20 protein-coding genes are annotated in these 21,180 nt (G+C 67.5%); 11 read left to right on the top strand and 9 right to left on the bottom strand.

All coding sequences use genetic code 11. The annotated features are described in order from the left end of the window. Nucleotides 1–68: 68 nt before the first annotated feature. On the bottom strand, nucleotides 69–350 hold the full coding sequence (gene rpsF / locus ACFVHY_RS05845) for a 30S ribosomal protein S6 (protein WP_058252882.1): 282 nt from the start codon (nucleotides 348–350) through the stop codon (nucleotides 69–71). 167 nt (nucleotides 351–517) lie between these two features. On the opposite strand from rpsF, the gene ACFVHY_RS05840 reads away from it, so the two are divergent. Beyond that, nucleotides 518–2,002, top strand: a complete 1,485-nt coding sequence (locus ACFVHY_RS05840) for a hypothetical protein (protein ID WP_390269561.1) — start codon at nucleotides 518–520, stop codon at nucleotides 2,000–2,002. Further along, nucleotides 1,999–2,571, top strand: coding sequence for a GNAT family N-acetyltransferase (locus tag ACFVHY_RS05835; protein WP_390270343.1), 573 nt, complete (start codon nucleotides 1,999–2,001; stop codon nucleotides 2,569–2,571). The genes ACFVHY_RS05840 and ACFVHY_RS05835 overlap by 4 nt, the downstream gene beginning before the upstream one ends. 4 nt (nucleotides 2,572–2,575) lie before the next feature. On the opposite strand, the gene ACFVHY_RS05830 is transcribed toward ACFVHY_RS05835, so the two are convergent. From ACFVHY_RS05830 to ACFVHY_RS05810, 5 genes are all read right to left on the bottom strand, one after another. Then, on the bottom strand, nucleotides 2,576–2,983 hold the full coding sequence (locus ACFVHY_RS05830; protein ID WP_390269558.1) for a hypothetical protein: 408 nt from the start codon (nucleotides 2,981–2,983) through the stop codon (nucleotides 2,576–2,578). 36 nt (nucleotides 2,984–3,019) lie between these two features. Beyond that, a complete protein-coding gene (locus ACFVHY_RS05825; protein WP_390269555.1) occupies nucleotides 3,020–3,958 on the bottom strand; it encodes a hypothetical protein in 939 nt (312 codons plus the stop codon). 52 nt (nucleotides 3,959–4,010) lie between these two features. Then, entirely contained in the window at nucleotides 4,011–5,702 is a 1,692-nt protein-coding gene (locus ACFVHY_RS05820; RefSeq protein WP_390270340.1) for a glycosyltransferase family 87 protein, read from the bottom strand. After that, a complete protein-coding gene (locus tag ACFVHY_RS05815; RefSeq protein ID WP_390269552.1) occupies nucleotides 5,617–7,977 on the bottom strand; it encodes a transglycosylase domain-containing protein in 2,361 nt (786 codons plus the stop codon). Before ACFVHY_RS05815 ends, ACFVHY_RS05820 begins: the two co-directional genes overlap by 86 nt. Nucleotides 7,978–8,104: 127 nt before the next feature. Then, complete coding sequence (locus tag ACFVHY_RS05810) at nucleotides 8,105–8,497, bottom strand: DUF5318 family protein (protein ID WP_065629491.1); 393 nt, start codon at nucleotides 8,495–8,497, stop codon at nucleotides 8,105–8,107. Between the two features lie 273 nt (nucleotides 8,498–8,770). On the opposite strand from ACFVHY_RS05810, the gene ACFVHY_RS05805 reads away from it, so the two are divergent. From ACFVHY_RS05805 to ACFVHY_RS05790, 4 genes are all read left to right on the top strand, one after another. Next, nucleotides 8,771–9,532 (top strand): PadR family transcriptional regulator, encoded by a 762-nt coding sequence (locus ACFVHY_RS05805; RefSeq protein ID WP_078112529.1) that lies wholly within the window; start codon nucleotides 8,771–8,773, stop codon nucleotides 9,530–9,532. Next, on the top strand, nucleotides 9,525–10,616 hold the full coding sequence (locus ACFVHY_RS05800; protein WP_065629492.1) for an inositol-3-phosphate synthase: 1,092 nt from the start codon (nucleotides 9,525–9,527) through the stop codon (nucleotides 10,614–10,616). Before ACFVHY_RS05805 ends, ACFVHY_RS05800 begins: the two co-directional genes overlap by 8 nt. 293 nt (nucleotides 10,617–10,909) lie before the next feature. Beyond that, nucleotides 10,910–11,485, top strand: coding sequence for a TerD family protein (locus tag ACFVHY_RS05795; protein ID WP_058252891.1), 576 nt, complete (start codon nucleotides 10,910–10,912; stop codon nucleotides 11,483–11,485). Nucleotides 11,486–11,630: 145 nt separating this feature from the next. After that, complete coding sequence (locus tag ACFVHY_RS05790) at nucleotides 11,631–12,800, top strand: DUF475 domain-containing protein (RefSeq protein WP_390269546.1); 1,170 nt, start codon at nucleotides 11,631–11,633, stop codon at nucleotides 12,798–12,800. A gap of 384 nt (nucleotides 12,801–13,184) precedes the next feature. Here the strand turns inward: ACFVHY_RS05790 and ACFVHY_RS05785 are convergent, their stop codons facing one another. From ACFVHY_RS05785 to ACFVHY_RS05775, 3 genes are read right to left on the bottom strand one after another with little or no spacing between them, the layout of a single operon-like run. Continuing rightward, entirely contained in the window at nucleotides 13,185–13,949 is a 765-nt protein-coding gene (locus ACFVHY_RS05785) for an AIM24 family protein (RefSeq protein WP_058252893.1), read from the bottom strand. Then, nucleotides 13,946–14,662, bottom strand: a complete 717-nt coding sequence (locus ACFVHY_RS05780; protein ID WP_065629494.1) for an AIM24 family protein — start codon at nucleotides 14,660–14,662, stop codon at nucleotides 13,946–13,948. The genes ACFVHY_RS05785 and ACFVHY_RS05780 overlap by 4 nt, the downstream gene beginning before the upstream one ends. Before the next feature lie 16 nt (nucleotides 14,663–14,678). Continuing rightward, complete coding sequence (locus tag ACFVHY_RS05775) at nucleotides 14,679–15,299, bottom strand: AIM24 family protein (protein ID WP_033204169.1); 621 nt, start codon at nucleotides 15,297–15,299, stop codon at nucleotides 14,679–14,681. 248 nt (nucleotides 15,300–15,547) lie between these two features. Between ACFVHY_RS05775 and ACFVHY_RS05770 the strand changes: the two genes are divergently transcribed. The 5 genes from ACFVHY_RS05770 to ACFVHY_RS05750 are packed head-to-tail and all read left to right on the top strand — an operon-like array spanning nucleotide 15,548 to nucleotide 21,168. Beyond that, nucleotides 15,548–16,660 carry a hypothetical protein gene (locus tag ACFVHY_RS05770; RefSeq protein ID WP_390269541.1) on the top strand — a complete coding sequence of 371 codons (1,113 nt, stop codon included), beginning with the start codon at nucleotides 15,548–15,550 and terminating at the stop codon, nucleotides 16,658–16,660. Continuing rightward, entirely contained in the window at nucleotides 16,657–17,874 is a 1,218-nt protein-coding gene (locus ACFVHY_RS05765) for an HpcH/HpaI aldolase/citrate lyase family protein (RefSeq protein WP_390269538.1), read from the top strand. Before ACFVHY_RS05770 ends, ACFVHY_RS05765 begins: the two co-directional genes overlap by 4 nt. Next, nucleotides 17,871–19,166 (top strand): phosphoribosyltransferase family protein, encoded by a 1,296-nt coding sequence (locus tag ACFVHY_RS05760; protein WP_390269535.1) that lies wholly within the window; start codon nucleotides 17,871–17,873, stop codon nucleotides 19,164–19,166. Before ACFVHY_RS05765 ends, ACFVHY_RS05760 begins: the two co-directional genes overlap by 4 nt. Then, nucleotides 19,166–20,290, top strand: a complete 1,125-nt coding sequence (locus ACFVHY_RS05755) for a cysteine protease StiP family protein (RefSeq protein WP_390269532.1) — start codon at nucleotides 19,166–19,168, stop codon at nucleotides 20,288–20,290. Before ACFVHY_RS05760 ends, ACFVHY_RS05755 begins: the two co-directional genes overlap by 1 nt. After that, entirely contained in the window at nucleotides 20,287–21,168 is an 882-nt protein-coding gene (locus ACFVHY_RS05750; protein WP_390269529.1) for an HAD family hydrolase, read from the top strand. The genes ACFVHY_RS05755 and ACFVHY_RS05750 overlap by 4 nt, the downstream gene beginning before the upstream one ends. Nucleotides 21,169–21,180: the final 12 nt, after the last annotated feature.

Genomic DNA, 21,180 nt, shown 5'->3' with positions numbered 1-21,180 from the left:
CACCGGATTCTGGGCTCAACCCTAGAACCCGGTACCGACGTCTTCAGACGATCAAGAAACCCTGTGGATTACTTCCGCAGGACCTTGGTGCGCAGAACCGACTCGTTCAGCTTCAGCTGACGATCGAGCTCGGAGACCGTGGCGGGCTCGGCATTGAGATCGATGACGGCGTAGATGCCCTCGTTGTGCTTGAGGATCTCGTAGGCGAGTCGGCGCTTGCCCCAGATGTCGACGCCGTCCACCGAACCGCCGTCCTTACGGACAACGTTGAGGAAAGTATCGAGTGAGGGTGCGACGGTGCGCTCGTCCAGATTCGGATCGAGGATGACCATCAATTCGTAGTGACGCATAAGACCACATCACCTCCTATGGGCTAGGTCGGCCACGGACTGTCCGTGGCAGGAGGGTCGCCTGCGTCGGCAACCGGTCCAAGATACATGACCTGCCCGTTCGCAGAGAAATCCGTGGTCGCGGGCCGCCTCGGCGACACATCATGAGACCACCTACGCTGTTGCCCATGTCGGAGCGGCGGACAACCCCGGGCCGGTGGTCGGCGCGGCTCTCCGGCCGTGGTGAGACGGCCGTGATCGCCCTCGTCTCGGTGTTGGCGACAGCCGCGACGATGTTCTGGAGTTTTCAGGCGAAGCTGCGGTGCGGCGGCGCCCCGTTCGATGCACTCGGACGTAGCGACAACTGGCCGACCGGCGATCCGGACGCGGTGATCCCCTGCTACTCGGACCTGATGTATCTCTGGCTCGGTCGCGACATCAACACCCACGTCTTTCCCTACATCCACGGTGGGATCACATCGGACGGCACCCTGTTCGGTGGCGTCGTCGAATATCCGGTGCTCTCCGGCGTGCTCATGTTCGTCGGTGCGGTCGGCGCCGACACCGACACCGAATTCTTCACCCAGTCCGCGCTCCTGTTGGCGCCGTTCGGTTTCGCGATCACCGTGCTGCTCGCATCGATGGTCCGCTGGTGGGCATTGCTCTGGGCCGCGACACCTCCGCTGGTGCTGTACTCCTTCCACAACTGGGAACTCCCGGTCGTCGCCACCGCCGTCGGGGCCGTCGCCGTGATGGCATGGGGCGCGTCGGTCCACCCCGTAACCCGTCGACGACGACTACCGCTTCGTACGAGCGCGGTGATCGCGGCGGTTCTGCTCGCGATCGGTTTCTGCCTCAAGCTCTACCCGGGGATCTTCGTATTACCCTTGGCGGCATACGTTCTCACGCGCGGAGCCGGCGGAGCGCGCATGGTCGAACGACGACGAGACGCCCGCGGCGGTCTCGACTGGACGGGCGCCGGTTGGGTAGCGGGCGCTGCCGTCGTCACCGTGGTCGCGATCCAGTTGCCGTTCATGGTGCTCGGATTCGACGGGTGGAAGGCGGCGCTGTCGTTCCAGAGTCGACGACGAGCCGACGTCGACACCAATTCCATCTGGTACTGGGGGCTGCGCTATGTCACCGGGACCGGTGACACCTACCACTCGCTGGTCAGTGTGCTGTCGCCGCTGTTGATCCTCACGTCGTTCGGGGTCGCGATGTACCTCGGGTGGCGCCGCTTCGACCGCGTCGGCACCTTCCCCTGGATCGGCGTGAGCGGCGCGATGCTCGCGGGTTTCATGCTGTTCCACAAGGTCCACTCCCCGCAGTACACGCTCTGGATCCTCCCGTTCTTCGTTCTGATGAAGATCCGGTGGCCGGTGATCCTGACGTACCTGCTCACCGACCTCGCCCTCGACCTGACGATTTTCCGGCTGTTCCCGATCCGCGATGCCGGCGATCCGCTGCCGTGGTGGATCGTCACCGGTGTCGCCGGTTCGGTGTGGGTGCACGCCGCCCTGCTGGCCTACCTGATCGTGACCCTCCCGCGGACCCCGCTCCGGGAACCGTTGGCCTCCCGGGTGGCCGCACGCGTGCACGATGCCACCGATCAGGGGTCCGTCCCTGCACCCCGGCACCCGCCGCGAGACGCGATGGCGAAAGGCTCGTCCTGAGTTCCTGGTTGGCCACCGGTCCCCTGGTGCACGGACGAGTCACGTTGCGACCGATCAGCATCGAGGACATCGGACCGTTGGCGCGCGTGGTCGACGACCCGAGCCGATTCCGGTGGGTCCCCGGAGTGCCGACGGACGAGGACAGCGCCCGTCGGTTCGTCGGCTCGGCGCTCCGTTCCCGGCTGGCGTTCGCCGTGGTCGACAACACCGACGGCAGCGTCGTCGGGTCGACGAGCTTCTACGACATCGACGAGGCCAACCGGTCCGCGTGCATCGGATACACCTTCTACAGCGAACGAGTCCAGGGGACCGCGGTGAACCCCACCGCCAAGTTCCTGCTGATGCGTCATGCGTTCGAGGAGCGCGGCGCCGTTCGCCTCACCTGGCACACCCACGAGAACAACACCCAGTCCCGCGCCGCGATCACCAAACTGGGTGCGAGCTTCGAGGGTCTGCTGCGCAAGCACCGCCGATTCGGCGACGGCTGGCGCACGACCGCCCTGTACGCGATGACCGACGACGAGTGGCCGTCGGCGAGAGATCGCCTGTTACAGCGAATCTCTGCCTGACGACCTAGGGATTCGCGGTGTGCTCGGGGTGACCCTGGGTGCGCCGGTCTTCTTTCATCCGCGCCTCGTGCACGTGTCGTTGGCCGTCGGTCAGATCGGCTCGAACCCGGTTGACGTACTCGCGCAACGGGCCCCAGTAGGTGTCGTCGAATTCCTCGACGACCTGGAATGTCCAGCGCCCCTCGAGCACGTTGCGACCCACCAACTCGGTGGACAGCTCGTCGGCGAACTCCCCGTGTCCGACCTCCCGTAATTCGTCCACTGCTTCCCCGAGCAGCAGATCGCCGCGCCCGATGAGTTGGTGGAACGAATAGAGGTGGCCGCGGGCGCGCTCGATGTACTCGAGAGCCTCCCCCACCTTGCCGACCGCTTCCGCGGTGTCGTCCGAGATGTGTGGTGCGGTATCCGACATGATCCGTCATTACCCACCGGAGCGGTCACCCAACCGTCAGTACTCCCCGTGGTAGGAGTGCCGGTAGCGATCGCCCTCGAGCGACGCCCTGATCTCACCGACCTCGCCTCCTAGTGCGGTGTTGATCTTGTGCCCCAGCCGCTCGAACTCCTCGTGTGCGGCAGCCGATCTGGAGGTGAGCGCGGCCAGCGTGGACAGCCAGCGGTGTACGGCGCGCAGGTCGTCCGTCGTCAACGGCCCCCTCACCCAGTTCTCCCGTTCCCACGTCTGTCGTTCCCATGCCTGCCACGGATGATCCCAGCCGCTCGGCGGCGAGATGGCGAAGAGGCCCCGCACGATGACGTCGTTGCGGTCGATGCCCGCATCCGCACGCCACCCGTCGACGACCTTCGAGTAGGCGACGTAGTCGGCCGCGGTCCACGTCGACTCGCGAAGGTCCCGCCAGCCGGCGCGGCGCAGCGACCTGGCCACTTTGCTCTCGAGGACCGGACTCGGATGTTTCGGCTCCCCGGCGCCGGCGAAGTAGAGGAACCAGGTGAAACCGGCTGGACCCAGACGCTCGATCATGTTGCCGCCCTTGTCGGGCCGAAGCATCGCGTACGCCGCGCCGGGCTCCTCGCGGCCCGTCTCGGCCGCGTCTCTCAGCAGCCCGCCGAGGTACTTCCGGTCGGCGGACACCGCGGCGATCCGCTTCTTGCCGTCGGAGGTGCGGCGGCCGAGACAGAACGCGACGACGTTCCACAGCAACCCGATCGCGTCGTCGGGCGAGTCGGTGGCCCGAGACCCCAGCGTGAACAGGTCTGCTCTGCTGATCTTGTTGCCGAGCAACGAATCCGGGAGCCCGTGTTCTGCGAGCGCATCCGTCCACCATTGCCGGTCGACGGCGACGGTGTCGGAGTGCAGTTCGGCGGCCCGGTCGCCCGCCGAGAGCCAGTCGGTGAGATCGTCGGGGAGAGCGAGTGTGGTGTGCTTCATGGTCGTTTGGACGCAGCGGGGCCCCGTTCGGTTCCGTCGCGTTCGATGACCGTCAGCCGCCCACCGAGACAGGTTCCCGAGCACCTTCCGCCGTGCCGAGTGTCCTCGCCCGGCGGCCGATTCGGTCGGGAGCACCGTCGAGGACACCACCGGCCGGGTCGTCGTACCATCGGCCGTCGTTCCCGCGGCGGACGAGGTCGTCGCGCGGATGCCAGATCTGCCAGAGGACGACGGCACAGAGGACCATCACCATCAGTCCGCGGAGCACGACGGCTGCGGTGAACCACTGGTCGGGAAGCCAGCGACGTTCGGCCTCGAGGAACAGACTCATCCGCGGCACCCAGATCAGGGCGTCGAGCGTCATCCAGGCCAGCAGCAGTCGAGTATGTGGAATGGCCAGCACGGCAAGCGGAACCAGCCACAGCGAGTACTGGGGACTCCACACCTTGTTCACCAGCAGGAAGCCCGCCACCGCGAGAAAGGTCAGTTGGGCCACGCGGGGTCGGTGCGGCGCGAGGATTCCGATCGCGGCCACCGCCGCGATCACGGCGACCGTCAGACCCACCGACAACGCGTTCAGATAACCGATGTTCCATGTGAAACCAGCCGAGTCGGCCACGATCCGGTAGATGGTGTCGGGGTCCGCCGACCGATCGCCGTTGAATCGGAAGAACTCCCACCACCCCGTCGGGTACGGGATCAGGATCGGCAGGTTGACCGCGAGCCAGGCGCCGATCGCCGTCGCAGCCGTGATCCCGAACTCGCGGACTCTCCCGCTGCGCAGACAGAGCGCACCCAGCACCACCAACAGGAGTGCGGGATACAGCTTCGCGGCCGCGCCGAGCCCGATGAACAGGCCGGCCACCCAGAACTTCTCCCGCGACCAGGCCAGCAGGGCCACCGCGACGGCCGCGGTCGCGATGGCGTCGAAGTTGGTGAACGCGTGTACGACGACGAGGGGGGACAGCGCCACCAGCCATACCGTCCACATGCGGGTGCGCGCGGTGAGGGCCGTCGCCCACACGGTCACGAGCCAGAACGCCGCCAACGCCAGGGCGACGATGGTGAAGAACAGCACGACGTCGAGCGCGCCGGGCACGCCCCAGGTGGCCTCGGCCCAGAGCCAGCCCTGCGTCAACTGCGCCGCGCCGTACATGAACATCCCGGTGACGACCGGATACTCCATGTACCGCTTGATGGTCTCGCCTTCGGAGCCCTCCTGGAACCAGAAGTCGCGGTAGGGCAGCGCTCCCCGGTTGAGGCGTTCCGCACCGAACAGGCTGATCACGTCGGAGTAGCAGAGGTTGGTGAACTGGCGCTGATCGTCCCAGTCGAGTCGCATCTCGGCGCTCGCGCCGTTGGCCCCGGAGTCGGCCGGCGCCTGCTGCAGGCACCCGGCCTTGCCGAACCAGCCGAGCGCGAGTCCGCACAACGCGAGCGCGAAGAGCACCCGCAGCGGAGTCAGATGTCGGCTGCGTCCGATGACGGCGTGAGCCCCGATCGGCCCGCCGACGAGCGAACTCGCCTCCCGCACCAGACCGTCCGTACGCGTCGGCAAGATGCGTGCATCGTCGACACGCTGATCGCTCGCGAGGGGGGCAGGGCTGTCCCAGACGGGTTCGGAGCCGCTCGTTGCCGAGTCGGCCGCCGGGTCCGGGTCAGCCGATGGGCGGTTCAGGGACTCCTCCGCCACCGTCTCCACCGCCGTCACCGCCGCCGGGTATGCCGCCGAGGTCGCCACCATCGCCACCGCCGGTGTCGCCACCACCGTCGCCACCACCGGGGCTGTTCCCGCCGCCGGCGCCACCGCCGCCGCCGTTCCGCGGGGCGCCCGGGATCGGGATCGTCACGCCTGGCGCGAGGGTGAGGTTGCCGTCACCGCCCTGGTCGGGGATGTCGAAGTTCGGTATGGACGGCCCACGCCGGGGCTGCGACGGCGCGTACGTGGTGGCCGGCGCCTCGTACGGCACGCCCGCCACGCCGCCGACCGATTCCGGCTCGGGGAACTGCTTGATCTCCTTGCCCTCGAGCGCGGCATCCATCGCCGACTTCCAGATCGACGACGGCAGGCCGCTGCCGTAGATCGACGCGCCGTTGTAGTTCGTCAGGGCGGTGCCGTCGCTGGTGCCGACCCAGACCGCGGTCGACAGCTGCGGGGTGTAACCGACCATCCACGCGTCCTTGTTCTGCCCGGTATCGCCGAGCTGGACGGTGCCGGTCTTGGCGGCCGACGGCCGCGACCCGAGCGAAGAGTCGTAGAGCGAGTTGCCGTTCGAATACGCCGCGACCGGTTCGAGTGCCGCGCTGACGTTGTCGGCGACCTTCGCGGGGAAGACCCGCTTACCCTCGGTCTTGCGCTCGTAGAGGACCTGCCCCTCGGCGTCGACGACCTTCTGGACGAAGTGCGGCTCGTGGTAGACGCCCGAGGCCGCGAGCGTGGCGTACGCCGAGGCCATGTCGATGACCCGCGACTGATACTGGCCCAGGACCACGCCGCCCTCGGGCTCGCCGTTGGCCTCCTGCAGTGTGCGCTCGATGTTGCCGAAGGACTCGGCCACACCCGCGCGATGCGCGGCGTCGGCGACCGCCCGGGCGCCACCGTCGAGGTCCATCATCAGGCGGTAGTACACCGTGTTGAGGGACATCTTCATCGCCGTCGCGAGGTTGCAGGTACCGCAGCTCTCGCCGTCGGAGTTCTCGACGGTGAGTCCGCCACTGGCCTGAAACGGTGCGGAGCTGTAGGTCTTCGACAACGGGATGTCCTGTTCGAGCGCCGCGACGAGCGCGAACACCTTGAACGACGACCCGGTCTGCAGGCCCGCCTGGGCGAGGTCCCAGCCGCCCGGGTTGTCACCGCCGTAGTAACCGCGCACCCCGCCGGTCTGCGGATCGATGGACACCACCGACGCCAGCAGATCATCGGGTTCGCCGTTCAGCTCACCTTCGGGGCACTTGTAGATCCGGTTCTTGCGGCAGGCCGCCTGGACGACGCCGTTTTGGACCTGCGGGTCGATCGTGGTGCTGATCTTGAGACCACCGGTCCGCAGTTGCTTGTCGGTGATGCCGATGCGGTTGAGCTCGGCGAGGACCTGTCGCTTGATGAGGCCGTTGGGCCCGGGGGTCTCGTCGGAGTCGCTGACACGCGCCTTGACGGTCTTGGGGAAGACCGCGTTGTCGGCCTGCGCGCGGGTGATCGCACCGGTCGCGACCATGCCGTCGAGGACGTAACGCCAGCGCGCCTCGGTGACCTCGCGGTTGGTGTCCGGGTCGTAATAGGACGGCGCGCGGATGACCGCCGACAACAGCGCGGCCTCTTCGAAGGTGAGCGGGTTACGCTCGGCGCGACGCTTGTCGGTGATCGACTTGTTGAAGAACTTCTGCGCGGCCACCGCGACGCCGTAGGCGCCCCGGCCGAAGTAGATCGTGTTGAGGTAGGCCTCGAGGATCTTCTCCTTCGACCAGCCGTGCCGGTCGTTCATCTTCGCGGCGATCGCGAGTTCTTTGAACTTTCGGGAGTAGCTGACCTCGTCACCGACGATCGCGTTCTTGACGTACTGCTGCGTGATGGTCGAGCCACCGCCGGCGGTCTGGTTGCCGGTGATCTGCCCGATGGCAGCGCGGGACAGGCCGCGCGGCGAGAAGCCGTTGTTGGTCCAGAACTCCCGGTCCTCGGCGGCGACGATCGCCTGCTTCATCGTCTCGGGGATCTCGTCGAACGGGACGACCGTGCGGTTGCCGTCGGGCGAGGTGACGTCAGCCAGGGTCCGCCCGGACGTGTCGACGATGGTGGCCTTCTGGCTCACCTCCGGTTCGGGGATCTCGGCGGTGAAGTAGGTGGCCGCGAACGCGATGATGAGCACCAGCACGATCGCCGGGACGATGGCGCCCACGATCCCCAGCGCCCACGCGAACCGTCGGTGTCGTGTCGCTGTCTGACTTCTGTTCTGACCGCCGCCGCCCGGACCGGGTCGGACTCCGGTGCGTCGCGGCGTGGGCGAAGAACCACGTGCCTCGCTCATCGTCCACCTTCCTACCGGGTCGCACGGACATTCGTCATCCGGCGAGCACGGTCAACTTCTCTGGCCTCGTGCCGCTCCACTGTGACAGCAGGCCACCGCCCCGGGCAAAAAACCGCAGGCCGGCGCGCTACTTGGCCACGCGTCGAGAGCGACGCGTGGTCTGCGGCGGCAGCCCGGCAACGTACGACTGGACCAGATGGTTCCAACTACAGGTCCGGCACACCTCGACCACGTGCACCGAGAACTCCTCGGCGGTCGTCGCGAGCCGGGCGATCTCCTCGTTGCTGCGCGCCGACCCGCTCACCTGACCGAGGCGGTCGCCGAACACCCAGGAAACCAGCGTGACCTGCTCTTTTCGGCAGATCGGGCACATCGTGGTGCTGGGCCGACCATGGAATTTCGCGGCGCGCAGGAGATATGGGCTCGCATCACAGACCTCGGCAACGGCGGTCCGGCCCGCGTGGACCGAGGACAGCCGAGCGCGCCGCTGCAGGGCGTAGTCGACGATCTGGCGTTGCACGGTTCTCAGGGTACGTGGTCTCCGCCGGGGCGTCGGGCCGACGGGGTCCGGCACGCGGGTCCGACGGACCCAGACCCGGGATGGTCGATCGCCGCGTGGTGGCGTCGTCGCGTGTCCGTCCTCCCGCCGACCGACCGCTCGTGGACACAGTTATATCGGTGCGATACATTGGCAAACACATCGGAACGAGGTGTCGGCTCGTCAGAGTGTGCCGGCACATCGATCCGAGGAAGTAGTGACAGTCATCGGCAGGACCGCGAAGGGGGTGGCGAAGTGCTCGAGTTGGCCATTCTCGGACTGCTTCTCGAATCCCCCATGCACGGTTATGAGCTGCGCAAGCGGCTCACCGGCCTGCTCGGCGCCTTCCGTGCGTTCTCGTACGGATCGCTCTACCCGACGCTGCGTCGCATGCAGGCCGACGGCCTCATCGACGAACCGGAGACGCCCCTGGGCGTGAAGGTGCGGCGTGGCCGGCGCGTCTACCAGCTCACCGACGCGGGCCGGGAACGGTTCGCGGAGCTGGTCGCCGACACCGGGCCCCAGAACTACACCGACGACGGTTTCGGTGTGCATCTGGCGTTCTTCAGCCGGACCCCCGCGGTCGCGCGCATGCGCATCCTCGAAGGTCGCCGGCGGCAGGTCGAGGAGCGTCGAGAAGGGTTGCGGGAGATCGTCGGGCGGTCCAACCGGGCCGTGGACCGGTACACCCGTCAGCTGCATCAGCTCAGCCTCGAATCCAGCGAACGCGAGGTCCGCTGGCTCAACGAGCTGATCGCGGCCGAGAGCTCCCAGCAGGACGGGTCGCCAGACCCGTTCGACGGACAGTTCGACGACGACCTCGCCGACGGCGAACGGTCACCGTTCGATCCGGGGCGGCCCACGGCCTCCACCGGACGAGCCGATGACGAACATCAAGACCCGGACTCGACGCCGAGCCGGGACGAACAGCTCGACGAACCCGAGCAACGGAAAACACCGGTTGCGCAGCGAACGACTGCGATGCCGCGAGAAGAAGGAGAACCCGACCATGGGTGAGCCCAATAAGGTGCGCGTTGCCATTGTGGGCGTAGGAAACTGCGCTTCATCCCTGGTGCAGGGCGTGCAGTACTACAAGGACGCCGACGAGAGCTCCACCGTTCCCGGCCTCATGCACGTGAAGTTCGGCCAGTACCACGTCCGCGACGTCGAGTTCGTCGCCGCGTTCGACGTCGACGCCAAGAAGGTCGGCTTCGACCTGTCCGACGCGATCTTCGCGAGCGAGAACAACACCATCAAGATCGCCGACGTGCCGCCGACCGGCGTCACCGTCCAGCGCGGCCACACTCTCGACGGCCTCGGCAAGTACTACCTCGAGACCATCACCGAGGCCGACGGCTCCGGTGTCGACATCGTCCAGGCCCTCAAGGACAACGAGGTCGACGTCCTCGTCAGCTACCTCCCCGTCGGCTCGGAGCAGGCCGACAAGTTCTACGCCCAGTGCTGCATCGACGCAGGCGTCGCGTTCGTCAACGCCCTGCCGGTGTTCATCGCCTCGGACCCCGAGTGGGCCCAGAAGTTCGCCGACGCCGGTGTCCCGATCGTCGGCGACGACATCAAGAGCCAGGTCGGCGCCACCATCACCCACCGCGTGATGGCGAAGCTGTTCGAGGATCGCGGCGTCACCCTCGACCGCACCTACCAGCTCAACGTCGGCGGCAACATGGACTTCAAGAACATGCTCGAGCGTGAGCGTCTGGAGTCCAAGAAGGTCTCCAAGACCCAGGCCGTGACCTCGAACCTGAACGGCCCGCTGGCCGGCAAGATCGCCGACAAGAACGTCCACATCGGCCCGTCGGACCACGTCGAGTGGCTCGACGACCGCAAGTGGGCCTACGTCCGCCTCGAGGGTCGCGCCTTCGGCGACGTGCCGCTCAACCTCGAGTACAAGCTCGAGGTCTGGGACTCCCCCAACTCGGCCGGCATCATCATCGACGCCGTGCGCGCCGCCAAGATCGCCAAGGACCGCGGTATCGGCGGACCGGTCATCCCGGCCTCGGCCTACCTGATGAAGTCACCGCCGAAGCAGCTCGCCGACGACGTCGCGCGTCAGCAGCTCGAGGAGTTCATCATCGAGGCCTGAGCCTCGGCGAGTCCCTGTTACGACAGATCCGACGAAGACCGCCCATCGGAGGCGGCCGACGACTTCGAGTCGACGGCCATGCCGCCGGTGGGCGGTCTTCCTCGTGAACACATGCAGCATCGGGGTGAACCGCTGCCGCCGCGAGCCTCACGGCGAGGCGAACGCGCAGGTCATCCAACCAAATCAGTGACCGCGCCAGACCCTTCACATAGAGTGTTGTCGATTGCTCCGAGTGGCCCGTATCGGGCACATCGGACATCACGAGACCCCGTACCAACAGAAAGGCGCAAACCATGGGCGTGAGCCTGAGCAAGGGCGGAAACGTTTCGCTGAGCAAGGAGGCTCCGGGCCTGACTGCGGTCTCCGTCGGCCTCGGCTGGGACATCCGAAGCACCACCGGTACCGACTTCGACCTCGACGCCAGCGCCATCGCGCTCGGCGCGGACAAGAAAGTCCTCTCCGACCAGCACTTCATCTTCTTCAACAACCTCCGTTCGCCCGACGGCTCGATCGAGCACACCGGCGACAACCTGACCGGTGAGGGCGAGGGCGACGACGAGGTCATCAAGGTCGACCTCGCGGGTGTTCCGCCGAACGTCGACTCCATCGTCTTCCCCGTCTCGATCTACGACGCGGACGCACGGTCGCAGTCGTTCGGCCAGGTCCGCAACGCGTTCATCCGCGTCGTCAACCAGGCCGGCGGCGCCGAGATCGCCCGCTACGACCTCAGCGAGGATGCCTCGACCGAGACCGCGATGGTTTTCGGTGAGCTGTACCGTCATGGGTCGGAGTGGAAGTTCCGCGCGGTCGGCCAGGGCTACGCCTCGGGTCTGGCGGGTATCGCCCGCGACTTCGGTGTGAACGTCTGAGTCTCTCGTAGACTCCGGCTGTCCGCCTGAACGTGCTCGTGGATGCCGCACCCGTTGTCGAACGGGTGCGGCATCCGCGCGTCACCACTCCTCTCCGACAATGCGGTCGGCTGGTTTCCACGCACCCTAGAAAGGCCACAAGCCAGTGGTAGTAAGAATCTTCGGCCTCTCGGTCGCCGTGACGATCGTGTCGCTGATCATCGCGTTCCTCTATGGCGGTGTCGAGGCACTGATCCTGACCGCCATCCTCGGCGTCTTCGAGATCTCGCTCTCCTTCGACAACGCGGTCATCAATGCCACGATCCTCCGCCGGATGAGCGAGTTCTGGCAGAAGATGTTCCTCACCATCGGCATCCTGATCGCCGTCTTCGGTATGCGCCTGGTGTTCCCGCTGGTCATCGTGTGGATCGCCTCGGGCCTCAACCCGGCGCAGGCCCTCGACCTCGCGCTGAATCCGCCGCCCAACGATGCGGCCTACTTCCCCAACGGCGATCCGAGCTACGAGACGATCATCACCGACGCCCACCCGCAGATCGCGTCGTTCGGCGGCATGTTCCTGCTGATGCTGTTCCTCGGCTTCTTCTTCGGGCAGAAGGAGATCACCTGGTTGTCGTGGATCGAGCGGCCGCTCGAGAAGATCGGCAAGCTGGAGATGCTCGAGGTCGTCATCGCGATGACCCTGCTCGTCCTCACCGCGACCTACATCGCCGCGCCCGACGAGCAGTCGACGGTCATGATCGCCGGCTCGCTCGGCATGATCACCTACATCCTGGTGAACGGTCTCGGCGAGTACTTCAACGTCGAGACCGAAGAGGACGACGAGTCGGCCGAGCCGGGCACGGACGCCGCCGAGAAGGCCGCGCTGGAGAACGGCGCCGACGCTCAGCCGGGCGACAAGTCGGGCCCGTCCGGCCTGGCCAAGGCCACCGGTAAGGCCGGGTTCTTCCTGTTCCTCTACCTCGAGGTCCTCGACGCGTCGTTCTCGTTCGACGGCGTCATCGGCGCGTTCGCCATCACCGCGGACCCGATCATCATCGCCCTCGGCCTCGGCCTCATCGGCGCGATGTTCGTCCGTTCGCTCACCGTCTACCTGGTGCGCAAGGGCACGCTGTCGGAGTACGTCTACCTCGAGCACGGCGCCCACTGGGCCATCGGTGCGCTGGCGTTCATCCTGCTCTACTCGATCGGCACCCACGTGCCGGAGATCTTCACCGGCCTGGTCGGCGTCGCGCTGATCGTCGCCTCGCTGATCTCCAGCATCGTCCGACGAAACCGCCTCGCGGCGAAGGGCGAAGAGGAGAAGGTCAACATCTGACCCTTCGTGACGCGAATGTCACCCACCGCTCCCTGAGGAGCGAGCTTGCGAGCGTCACGAAGGGTCTTGGTGAGTCGGGCTGCGAAGACCCTTCGTGACGCGCCCTCCGCAAGCTCCGGGCGCTCCTCAGGGACCAGGGGCGTGACGCGGGCGGATTCAACTCAGGGACCAGGGGCGTGACGCGGGCGGATTCAACTCAGGGACCAGGGGCGTGACGCGCCCTCCGCAAGCTCCGGGCGCTCCTCAGCTCAGGGAGCAGGGGGCAGGTCGTTGCTCCGGATTAGGGAGCAGTGGCTATGTCGCCTTTCGGATTGGGGAGAGGAGAGAACAACTGCGCCGCAGGACCCGAAGGTCCTGCGGCGCAGTTGTTTCGACGACCCGGACTCAGCCCTGCTGCTGCCCGAGTTGCTGGGTGATCTGCTGGTTGATCTGGTGCAGGCTCGGCACCGACATGCCCGGGAGATGACCCTGGATGGTGCGCAGGACCGACGAGTCGTCGCGCACCTTCTCGCTCGATTGCACGAGAACCGTTCCGGCGCCGGTGAAGTCGAACTGGCGCTCCTCGCCCGAGTTCAACCCCATCCGCCGGCCCGCGGCCGCGATGAAACCGTTGACCCACGCCTCGTCGTAGTGGTGACTGGGCGACGGGCAATCCGACCATCCGACAAGCGCTTCGGGATCCACGCGCACCGGCGGTTCGACGAACATCACCGGGCCGTTTGACGACGCGAGGAACTTACCGGTGCCGATGAGCGTCAGGAACCCCGGCACGATCGACTGGTTGAGCGACAGGTTCGGCTGGAAGGCAAGAAGATTGGCTGCCCGGATGGTGAGGTTGCCGTCTTCGAGGTCGTAGGCGTTGATGTCGTATCCGCGGTCGCCGATGATCAGCTTGCCGTGGCCCTCGGCGACGACGTAGTCACCGAGGTACAGCGGGGCGGAGAACTGCTGCGCCACCATCTGCAGCATGTTTCCCTGCAGACCCTGGGTCAGTGCGGTGAACTGCATCTGACCGTAGTAGGCGATCATCGCGCCCTTGGACATGAACCACGGCTGGTTGAGGTCGATGCAGAAGGAGTAGTTGTTGTCCGGCACGTTGTCGTCCGACGGCAAGTTCATCGGACTCCACACGGTGTTGAGTTGACTCACAGCTTCTCCTCCGATGCCTGCACGTACACGATGCCCTGTCCGGAGCACTCCAATTGCATTGCCTCACCGCCGGTTCGACCCACGTTGCGCCAGCTCATCGCCGACCGCAGGCTGGTGTTGACCTGACCGGCCGACCCGACGAACGCCTGCGGGTCGACGGTCACCGGCGGCTTGGCCGGGGACACCTCGAGCTCGAAGACCCCACCGTGCCCGAGCAGCACCGCCGAACCCGGACCCGACAGCTGCGTCGTGAACATGCCCTGACCGGTGACGGCTCCGGCAGCAGCGGACCGCAATGCACCGAACAGGCCGCCACCGCCGCCGCCACCACCGCCCTGTGAGGCGACCGAGACGACGGAGGCCTGCAGATTGGCCGCGTAGGCGAGCAGCCGCGACGCCTCGACCCGGATCGTGCCGCCGACCGCCGCGAGATCCACGACGTGCACCTCGATGCCGAGGAAGCCGTAGTGCACCTCGCCGTGCCCCTGCGCGATCATCGTCGACTCGTGCTCGCCGGCGAGCATCCGGCCGGCCATCCCGCCCATGCCGCCCAGTCCCGGCATCCCGCCGCCCATACCGCCGGCTCCCGCGATCTGGTGGGGCTGGAAGTGCACGTTGCCCTTGTAGAAGAGCATCGCCCCGCGTCGTGCGACGACCGGCCCGGTACGGCCGATGTCGACGGAGACGACCTTGCTGTTGACCTTGGTGAACATTCTCGCTACCTCACCCTCACCGCTCGGCCGGCTGGATCGACACGACGCCGCTGCCATCCCAGCGCAACGAGAACGCCTCTCCGCCACCCTGTCCCAGCGCCGACCGCCAGGAGACATCGGTGACGAAGGACTGACTCAACTGGCCGCGGGCGCAGACAAACGCGTCCGGGTCGACCACGAGCGGATACTGCGGTGACACCTCGAGGTGGATGAGCGGGCCGCCGTTGGACAACAGCGCGATCTGCCCGTGGCCGCTCACCGTCGTGGTGAACAGACCCTGACCCGACGACGCTCCGCGCAGACCGGCGAAGGTGACGTTGGTCTGCAGGTTGCCGTTGAGCACCATCAGCTGCTCGGACTCCACCTGCAGGGTCTCGTTGTTGAGCTCGATGACGGTCGTCTCGGCGGCGTTGTGCGCGAAGTACACGATGCCGTTGCCCGAGGCCTCCATGAGCGACAGCGCCTCCCCGGTGGCCCGCTGCTTCAGGCCCGCGAGCACGCCGTCGCCGCCGCCGAAGCCCGCCGATTTGAAGGTGACCTGTCCCTCGTAGGCGACCATCGACCCGCTGATCGCGCGGACCGCGGAGTTGTTCAGCCTGGCTTCCACCACGCGTTTGGACCGTTGTACCAACTGCATTCGACGTGCCTCTCTCGCGCCGTGGGGAGGCCGCCGATCGACCATCCCTCGTTCGTCTCCCGACGCCATCCCCGCACCGCGGCACCTGCCGGCATCTCGGCATCCCAGCTCGCCGTGAGCCGGGGAATCCGGCCTCATACCGAGATGAAAATAGCCGATAGCATCGAGTGGTGCCCGGAAACTTCGTACGTCGTTGGTTCGGGAACGATTCACGCACGAATTCCGCGCCACCTGCATCATCGGAACAAATGACGGCGGCGTTCCTGGAGTCCGAATCCGTCTTGGCCGAGATCGATCCGGCCGTCGCGGTGACCGCCGCCCTCGACCCGCGGTCGCGCCTGCGCGCCTCGTGGTCGGACATCCGCGAGCAGCACGCCCAGGCGACGTCGGACTACCTCCGGCTGGTGTCCCCGCCGGTCGGCACACGCGTCGACCCGCGGGATCTCGACCGGTCGACGCAGGCGCTGCGGTCGATCACCGCCTCGATGCGCGACTTCGCCCAGACCAACGCCGAGACCCTCGAGCGGGCGCGGGCCACGGTGCGGGCCGCCGATGCCCAGGACCACGAGGCCCGAGTGGCCGCCAACCGGGCGATGACCGCCCTGGAGAACGCCGCACCGACGGTGGCACGACTGCAGTCGGTGTCGGATGCCACCGACGACCTCGCGCGTGCGCTCACGGCTTTCGACCAGGGCGCGGGCCTGCGTGACCGGCAGACCGCCGCGGCAGCTGTGCTGAGCTCGGCGCGCCGCCTCGAGCAACTTCTCGCCGAGGCCCCCGCCTTCGCCGACCGCGCACAGCAGGTCATCCGTTCGGTGGAAACGCGCCGGAGCGCGGTATCCACCCGGAGCGCGCAACTCCCCGACACACTCTCGGCACTGCGCCGGGAGTTCAGTGCCGATTGCTCCCTCGATCTACAGCGCAACGGCTCGGTCGTCGACGAACGGCTCGAACACGCCGACGCCGAGCTCGCGGCCGCCCGTGCGATGGTCGATGCTGCCCCCGACCAGGCCATCGGCCGCGCCGACGCCGCCCGCGACGACCTCGCCGTCGCGGAGAAGGCCGTCGACGCCGTGCTCGACCGGTTGCGCCTGCTGCGGGAGGTGCGCGCCGACCCGCGGGGCGCGGAGCAGCGCGTGCGCTTTCGCCTGCGCGACGCCCAGCTCTTTGCGGTCAATCACCGTCTGGTTGACGAATGGGGCTCGGTCCTCGATGCTCAGGCCGACCGGATCGAGCGCGCCAAAGGGGTTCTGGATCGCATCCACCCCGACTACTGGAGCTACCTGACGCAGCTGCGTGCGGTGGACGACCGGATCACCGAGATCGTTTCGCGGATGAGAGGACAGGTGGCCGCAGGATGACCACCACTGCACGACACGACGACCCCGGTCTCGAGCCCGGGACGATCCGGCACTTCGACCACCTGGAGCCGTCGGTCTCGAACTCCCTGTTCCACCGGCAGCCCGAGCCGATCGAGCCGACCTGGCCCGCGCAGCGGCTCGCCGTCGCGCTGGGCGCCACCCTGTACGTCCCGGCCACCCGGCCCGATCTCGCCGAGGTCATCCGCCGACGCCGCGCCGAGGGTGTGATCTCGATGGTCATCGACCTCGAGGACGCCGTCGCCGACGACGAGGAGGCCGAGGCGATCGAGCACGCCGTGGCCGCGTTGCGCGGTATCGCCGCGAACCCGTGCCGGCCGATATTGCTGTTCGTCCGTCCGCGGTCGGCCGACCGGATAGTGCCGATCGCCACCGCGCTCGACACCCCGTCGGCGCTGACCGGGTTCGTCATCCCGAAGTTCTCGTCGGAGAATGCACCCGAGGCCCTCGACGCCGTTGCCGCTGCCGGACAGATCCTCGACAAGCACCTCTGGGTCATGCCGGTTCTCGAGTCGGCCGCGGTCGTGCACCGCGAGACCCGCGACGACGAGTTGACCGCCCTCGCGTCGCTCCTGAGCGCGCACCGTGACCACGTGCTCGCCGTGCGCATCGGTGCCACCGACATCTGTAGTCACTTCGGCATCCGCCGGGATCGTGACCTGACCATCTACGACGTCCGGGTCGCGGCCGATGTGATCGCCGGCATCGTCAACCACCTCGGCCGCAGCGACGAGAGTGGCTTCGTCGTGACGGGGCCGGTGTGGGAGTACTTCGCCGACCACGAGCGCATGTTCCAGCCCATGTTGCGTCACACGCCGTTCCGCGAGAACGACGCCGTCTACTTCCGGCAGCAGCTCGTCAGCCGCGACATGGACGGTCTCCTCCGCGAGATCACCCTCGACCGCGCCAACGGCCTGCACGGCAAGACCGTCATCCACCCCGCGCATGTCGCCGCGGTGCACGCGTTGTCGGCGGTCACCCACGAGGAGTATCACGATGCACTCGACATCCTGGCCGGTGAGTCCGGCGGGGTACGGGCGTCGTCGTACCGCAACAAGATGAACGAGCTGAAGCCCCACCGCAACTGGGCCTTGCGGGTCATCGATCGGGCTGCCGCCTTCGGCGTGACCCGCCAGGGGGTCTCGTTCGTCGACCTGCTCACCGCGCTCGCCTCGCCCGGGTCGGCCACCTCGTGAACGATCCGGACACCGTCGGCATCGACTGGGTGACCGAACGTTTCGGCGTCGAGATCGCCGACGCCGGCGACACTCCGGGTCACACGGTCCGCGACCTCGTCTCACTCGGCTTGCGCCACAACCGACGCCGTGCTCATCTGCTGGTCTCGACCGTGCTGGGCAAGCACATCCCGACCTCGCCCGCGATTGTGCGTGGCGCCGCCGACGATCTCGGCGCCGCGATCGTCGCCGAGATCGGCGCGAATGCGGCGCGCGACGCCGTCGTCTTCGGTTTCGCCGAAACCGCGACCGGGCTCGGACACTGTGTCGCCGAACGCATCTCCGCGTCCCGGTATCTGCACTCGACGCGGCGCAGACGAGCCGGCGTGACGGTGTCAGGAACCTTCGAGGAGGGGCACTCGCACGCGACGACGCATCTGCTGCAGCCCAAAGATCCCGCATTTCTCGACCCCGTGACGCCGGACGAGGTGCTGATCCTGGTCGACGACGAAATCTCCACCGGCAAGACCGCGCTCGGCGCCATCGAGGCCATCGTCGCGGACCGTCCCCGTAAGCGGTTCGTCGTGGCGTCCCTGGTCGACATGCGTACGCCCGCGCAGAAGTCCGAATGCGATGACCTCGCAGCGAAACTCGGCGTCGAGGTCGCCTATGTGGCGCTCGCGCACGGCTCGATCACCCTTCCCCCGGACCTCCTCGATGCGGTGTGGCAGCTCGGGTCCGACGAGCTCAACCCGGTGGCAGCCCGGCGCGGCGGCCTGGTCGCGGTGGCCCTCGACTGGCCGGCGGCAGTTCCCGACGGCGGGAGGCACGGAATTCTCCGCACCGACTCGACGGGCTTCCGGCGAGCGGCGACCGCGGCCGCCGACACCGTGGCGGCACAACTCGATCCGCGGCGCCCGGTTGTCGTGATCGGGCACGAGGAACTGATGTACGCACCCTTGTGCATCGCCGAGTCGCTGGAGCGTCGTGGCTTCGCCACCGGATACCAGACCACCACGAGGTCGCCGGCCCAGGTGCACGACGTCCCGGGGTATCCGCTCCGGCGCGGATTCCGGTTCACCGCACCGGAACCCGATCCGGAGACGCCGCGCTATGTCTACAACGTGTCCTCCGTCGACCATCCGGACCCGCAGGTCGTCCTGATCGTCGACTCGCCGGCGGACACCGATGAGTTACGCGCGCCCGGTGGACTCGTCGACGTCCTCACCGCCGCCGGGCACCCGGTGGTACTGGCCGTCTTGCCCGCCACCGACCAGCCTGCCCTGGCACGAACCCGAGAGGCGGTGCGCTGATGGACATCGCCACCACCACACTACCGCTGTGCGGACCGGAGTTCGGTTCGTACGCGGCCGACGAAGTCACCTGGCTGCTCAAAGACCTGTCCGACGTGGCGCTGGAAGGTGAACTGCGCGAACGGGAGCGTCGAATCCAGTCCGGTCAGGCCCACTACGCGGAGTCGCTGCCGATCGAGTACCAACCCGGCCGCGAGTACCAGGAACTCTTTTATGCGACGCTACGGTCTTCGGCCCAGCGCCTCGCGGAAGCCGTCGGCGTGGTGTCCGAACTCATCCTGGCCGAGCGGCATTCCACGCCGACGCTGGTGTCGCTGGCGCGGGCCGGCACCCCGGTCGGCATCCTGATCCGACGGTGGATGGCAGCCGTCCACGGCATCGAACCCCAGCACTACACGATCTCGATCGTGCGCGCCCGCGGGATCGACACCGTCGCACTCGATCACATCGTGGCGCGGCACCCTGCCGAGTCGGTCGTCTTCGTCGACGGCTGGACCGGCAAGGGCGCCATCCAGCGCGAACTCACCGCCGCTGTCGACGACTACGCGCGCGCCGGCCGGCCGCAACTGCACGACGAACTCGCGGTGCTGGCGGACTCCGGCTCCTGCACGACCCTGTTCGGCACCAGGGACGACTTCCTCATCGCCTCCGCCTGCTTGAATTCCACTGTCTCCGGCCTGGTCTCGCGCACCGTCCTGAACGCCGACCACATCGGTCCGGGCGAGTTCCACGGAGCGAAGTTCTACCGCCATCTCGCCGACTTCGATGTCTCGGGACTGTTCCTGGACACCGTCAGCGCCGAGTTCGATGCAGTCGCCGACCGAGTCCGGGCGACGGTGTCGGCGATGACGCCGGAGTCACGTAGGCCCGACTGGTCCGGCTGGCGTTCCGTGGAACAGATCCAAGCCGAGTACGGCCTGTCGTCGATCAACCTGGTCAAGCCCGGCGTCGGCGAGACGACGCGGGTGCTGCTGCGTCGCGTACCGTGGCGCATCCTGGTGCGCGCCGACGATCTGCCCGAACATCGCCACATCCGGTTGCTCGCCGCCGAACGAGATGTGCCCGTGGAGGTCTCGCCCGATCTCGCCTACTCGTGCGTCGGGCTCATCAAGGAGGACTCGTGAACGCGCTGGTCGCCACCGATCTCGATCGGACCATGATCTACTCACGCGCCGCCATGGGCGACGAGCAGTTCGCGGCCCTGGAGACCGTGTGCGTCGAGATCTACCGCGACGCGCCGCTGTCGTACATGACCACGACCGCCGTCGAACTGATGACCCGTCTGGCACGTGAGGTCGTCGTCGTACCGACGACCACTCGCACCCCGGCACAGTTTGCCCGGATCGAGCTGCCGGGCAGCCCATTTCGCCACGCCGTGGTTAGCAACGGTGGCCGGATCCTCGTCGACGGCGCCGACGATCCGGAATGGCGTGCGCACATCGACCGCGAGGTGACCCGCGCGGGCGCCACCCTCGACGAGGTCCGCGACGAACTCCGAACACGCATCGACGACTCCTGGGTCACCGCTCTGCGGACCGCCGACGACCTCTTCTGTTACCTGGTCGTCGACCCCGCGGTCCAACCGCCGGAGTTCCTCGAACAGTGGCAGCAGTGGTGCGACGCACGGGGCTGGACGGCATCCCAGCAGGGTCGCAAGATCTACGCGACCCCGCAGCCGGTGACCAAGTCGGCGGCCATCGCCGAAGTCCGGCGACGGCTCGTCGCAGACGGCACCCTCGACGACTCGGCAGTGCTCTGCGCGGCCGGCGACGGCTGGCTCGACACCGACCTGTTGCTCGCCGCCGATCACGCGATCCGCCCGCGGCACGGTGAGCTGGAAGCACTCGGCTGGTCGGCGCCCGGGCTCGCGATCACCGCCGGCACCGGGGCCCTCGCCGGTGTCGAGATCCTGCGGTGGTTCGGCGAGCGGAGCGGGATCAGCGTGCCGGAATCCGCGACGCCTCCAGCGCGAGACCGGACCGTCGGGGTTCACGCGAACTGATCAACCGAACTG

Origin of the sequence: Gordonia sp. NPDC127522 (genome assembly GCF_042672305.1) — a bacterium.
Lineage (GTDB): Bacteria > Actinomycetota > Actinomycetes > Mycobacteriales > Mycobacteriaceae > Gordonia > Gordonia hongkongensis.
The sequence above is the reverse complement of the archived record's forward strand: the minus strand, read 5'-3'. Positions and strand labels throughout refer to the sequence as shown.

Bases quoted from the DNA above. Each gene is read 5' to 3' on its own strand.
- rpsF (WP_058252882.1), bottom strand. From the start codon at position 350: ATGCGTCACTACGAATTGATGGTCATCCTCGATCCGAATCTGGACGAG.
- ACFVHY_RS05840 (WP_390269561.1), top strand. From the start codon at position 518: ATGTCGGAGCGGCGGACAACCCCGGGCCGGTGGTCGGCGCGGCTCTCC.
- ACFVHY_RS05830 (WP_390269558.1), bottom strand. From the start codon at position 2,983: ATGTCGGATACCGCACCACACATCTCGGACGACACCGCGGAAGCGGTC.
- ACFVHY_RS05825 (WP_390269555.1), bottom strand. From the start codon at position 3,958: ATGAAGCACACCACACTCGCTCTCCCCGACGATCTCACCGACTGGCTC.
- ACFVHY_RS05820 (WP_390270340.1), bottom strand. From the start codon at position 5,702: ATGGTGGCGACCTCGGCGGCATACCCGGCGGCGGTGACGGCGGTGGAG.
- ACFVHY_RS05815 (WP_390269552.1), bottom strand. From the start codon at position 7,977: ATGAGCGAGGCACGTGGTTCTTCGCCCACGCCGCGACGCACCGGAGTC.
- ACFVHY_RS05800 (WP_065629492.1), top strand. From the start codon at position 9,525: ATGGGTGAGCCCAATAAGGTGCGCGTTGCCATTGTGGGCGTAGGAAAC.
- ACFVHY_RS05795 (WP_058252891.1), top strand. From the start codon at position 10,910: ATGGGCGTGAGCCTGAGCAAGGGCGGAAACGTTTCGCTGAGCAAGGAG.
- ACFVHY_RS05780 (WP_065629494.1), bottom strand. From the start codon at position 14,662: ATGTTCACCAAGGTCAACAGCAAGGTCGTCTCCGTCGACATCGGCCGT.
- ACFVHY_RS05775 (WP_033204169.1), bottom strand. From the start codon at position 15,299: ATGCAGTTGGTACAACGGTCCAAACGCGTGGTGGAAGCCAGGCTGAAC.
- ACFVHY_RS05770 (WP_390269541.1), top strand. From the start codon at position 15,548: ATGACGGCGGCGTTCCTGGAGTCCGAATCCGTCTTGGCCGAGATCGAT.
- ACFVHY_RS05765 (WP_390269538.1), top strand. From the start codon at position 16,657: ATGACCACCACTGCACGACACGACGACCCCGGTCTCGAGCCCGGGACG.
- ACFVHY_RS05755 (WP_390269532.1), top strand. From the start codon at position 19,166: ATGGACATCGCCACCACCACACTACCGCTGTGCGGACCGGAGTTCGGT.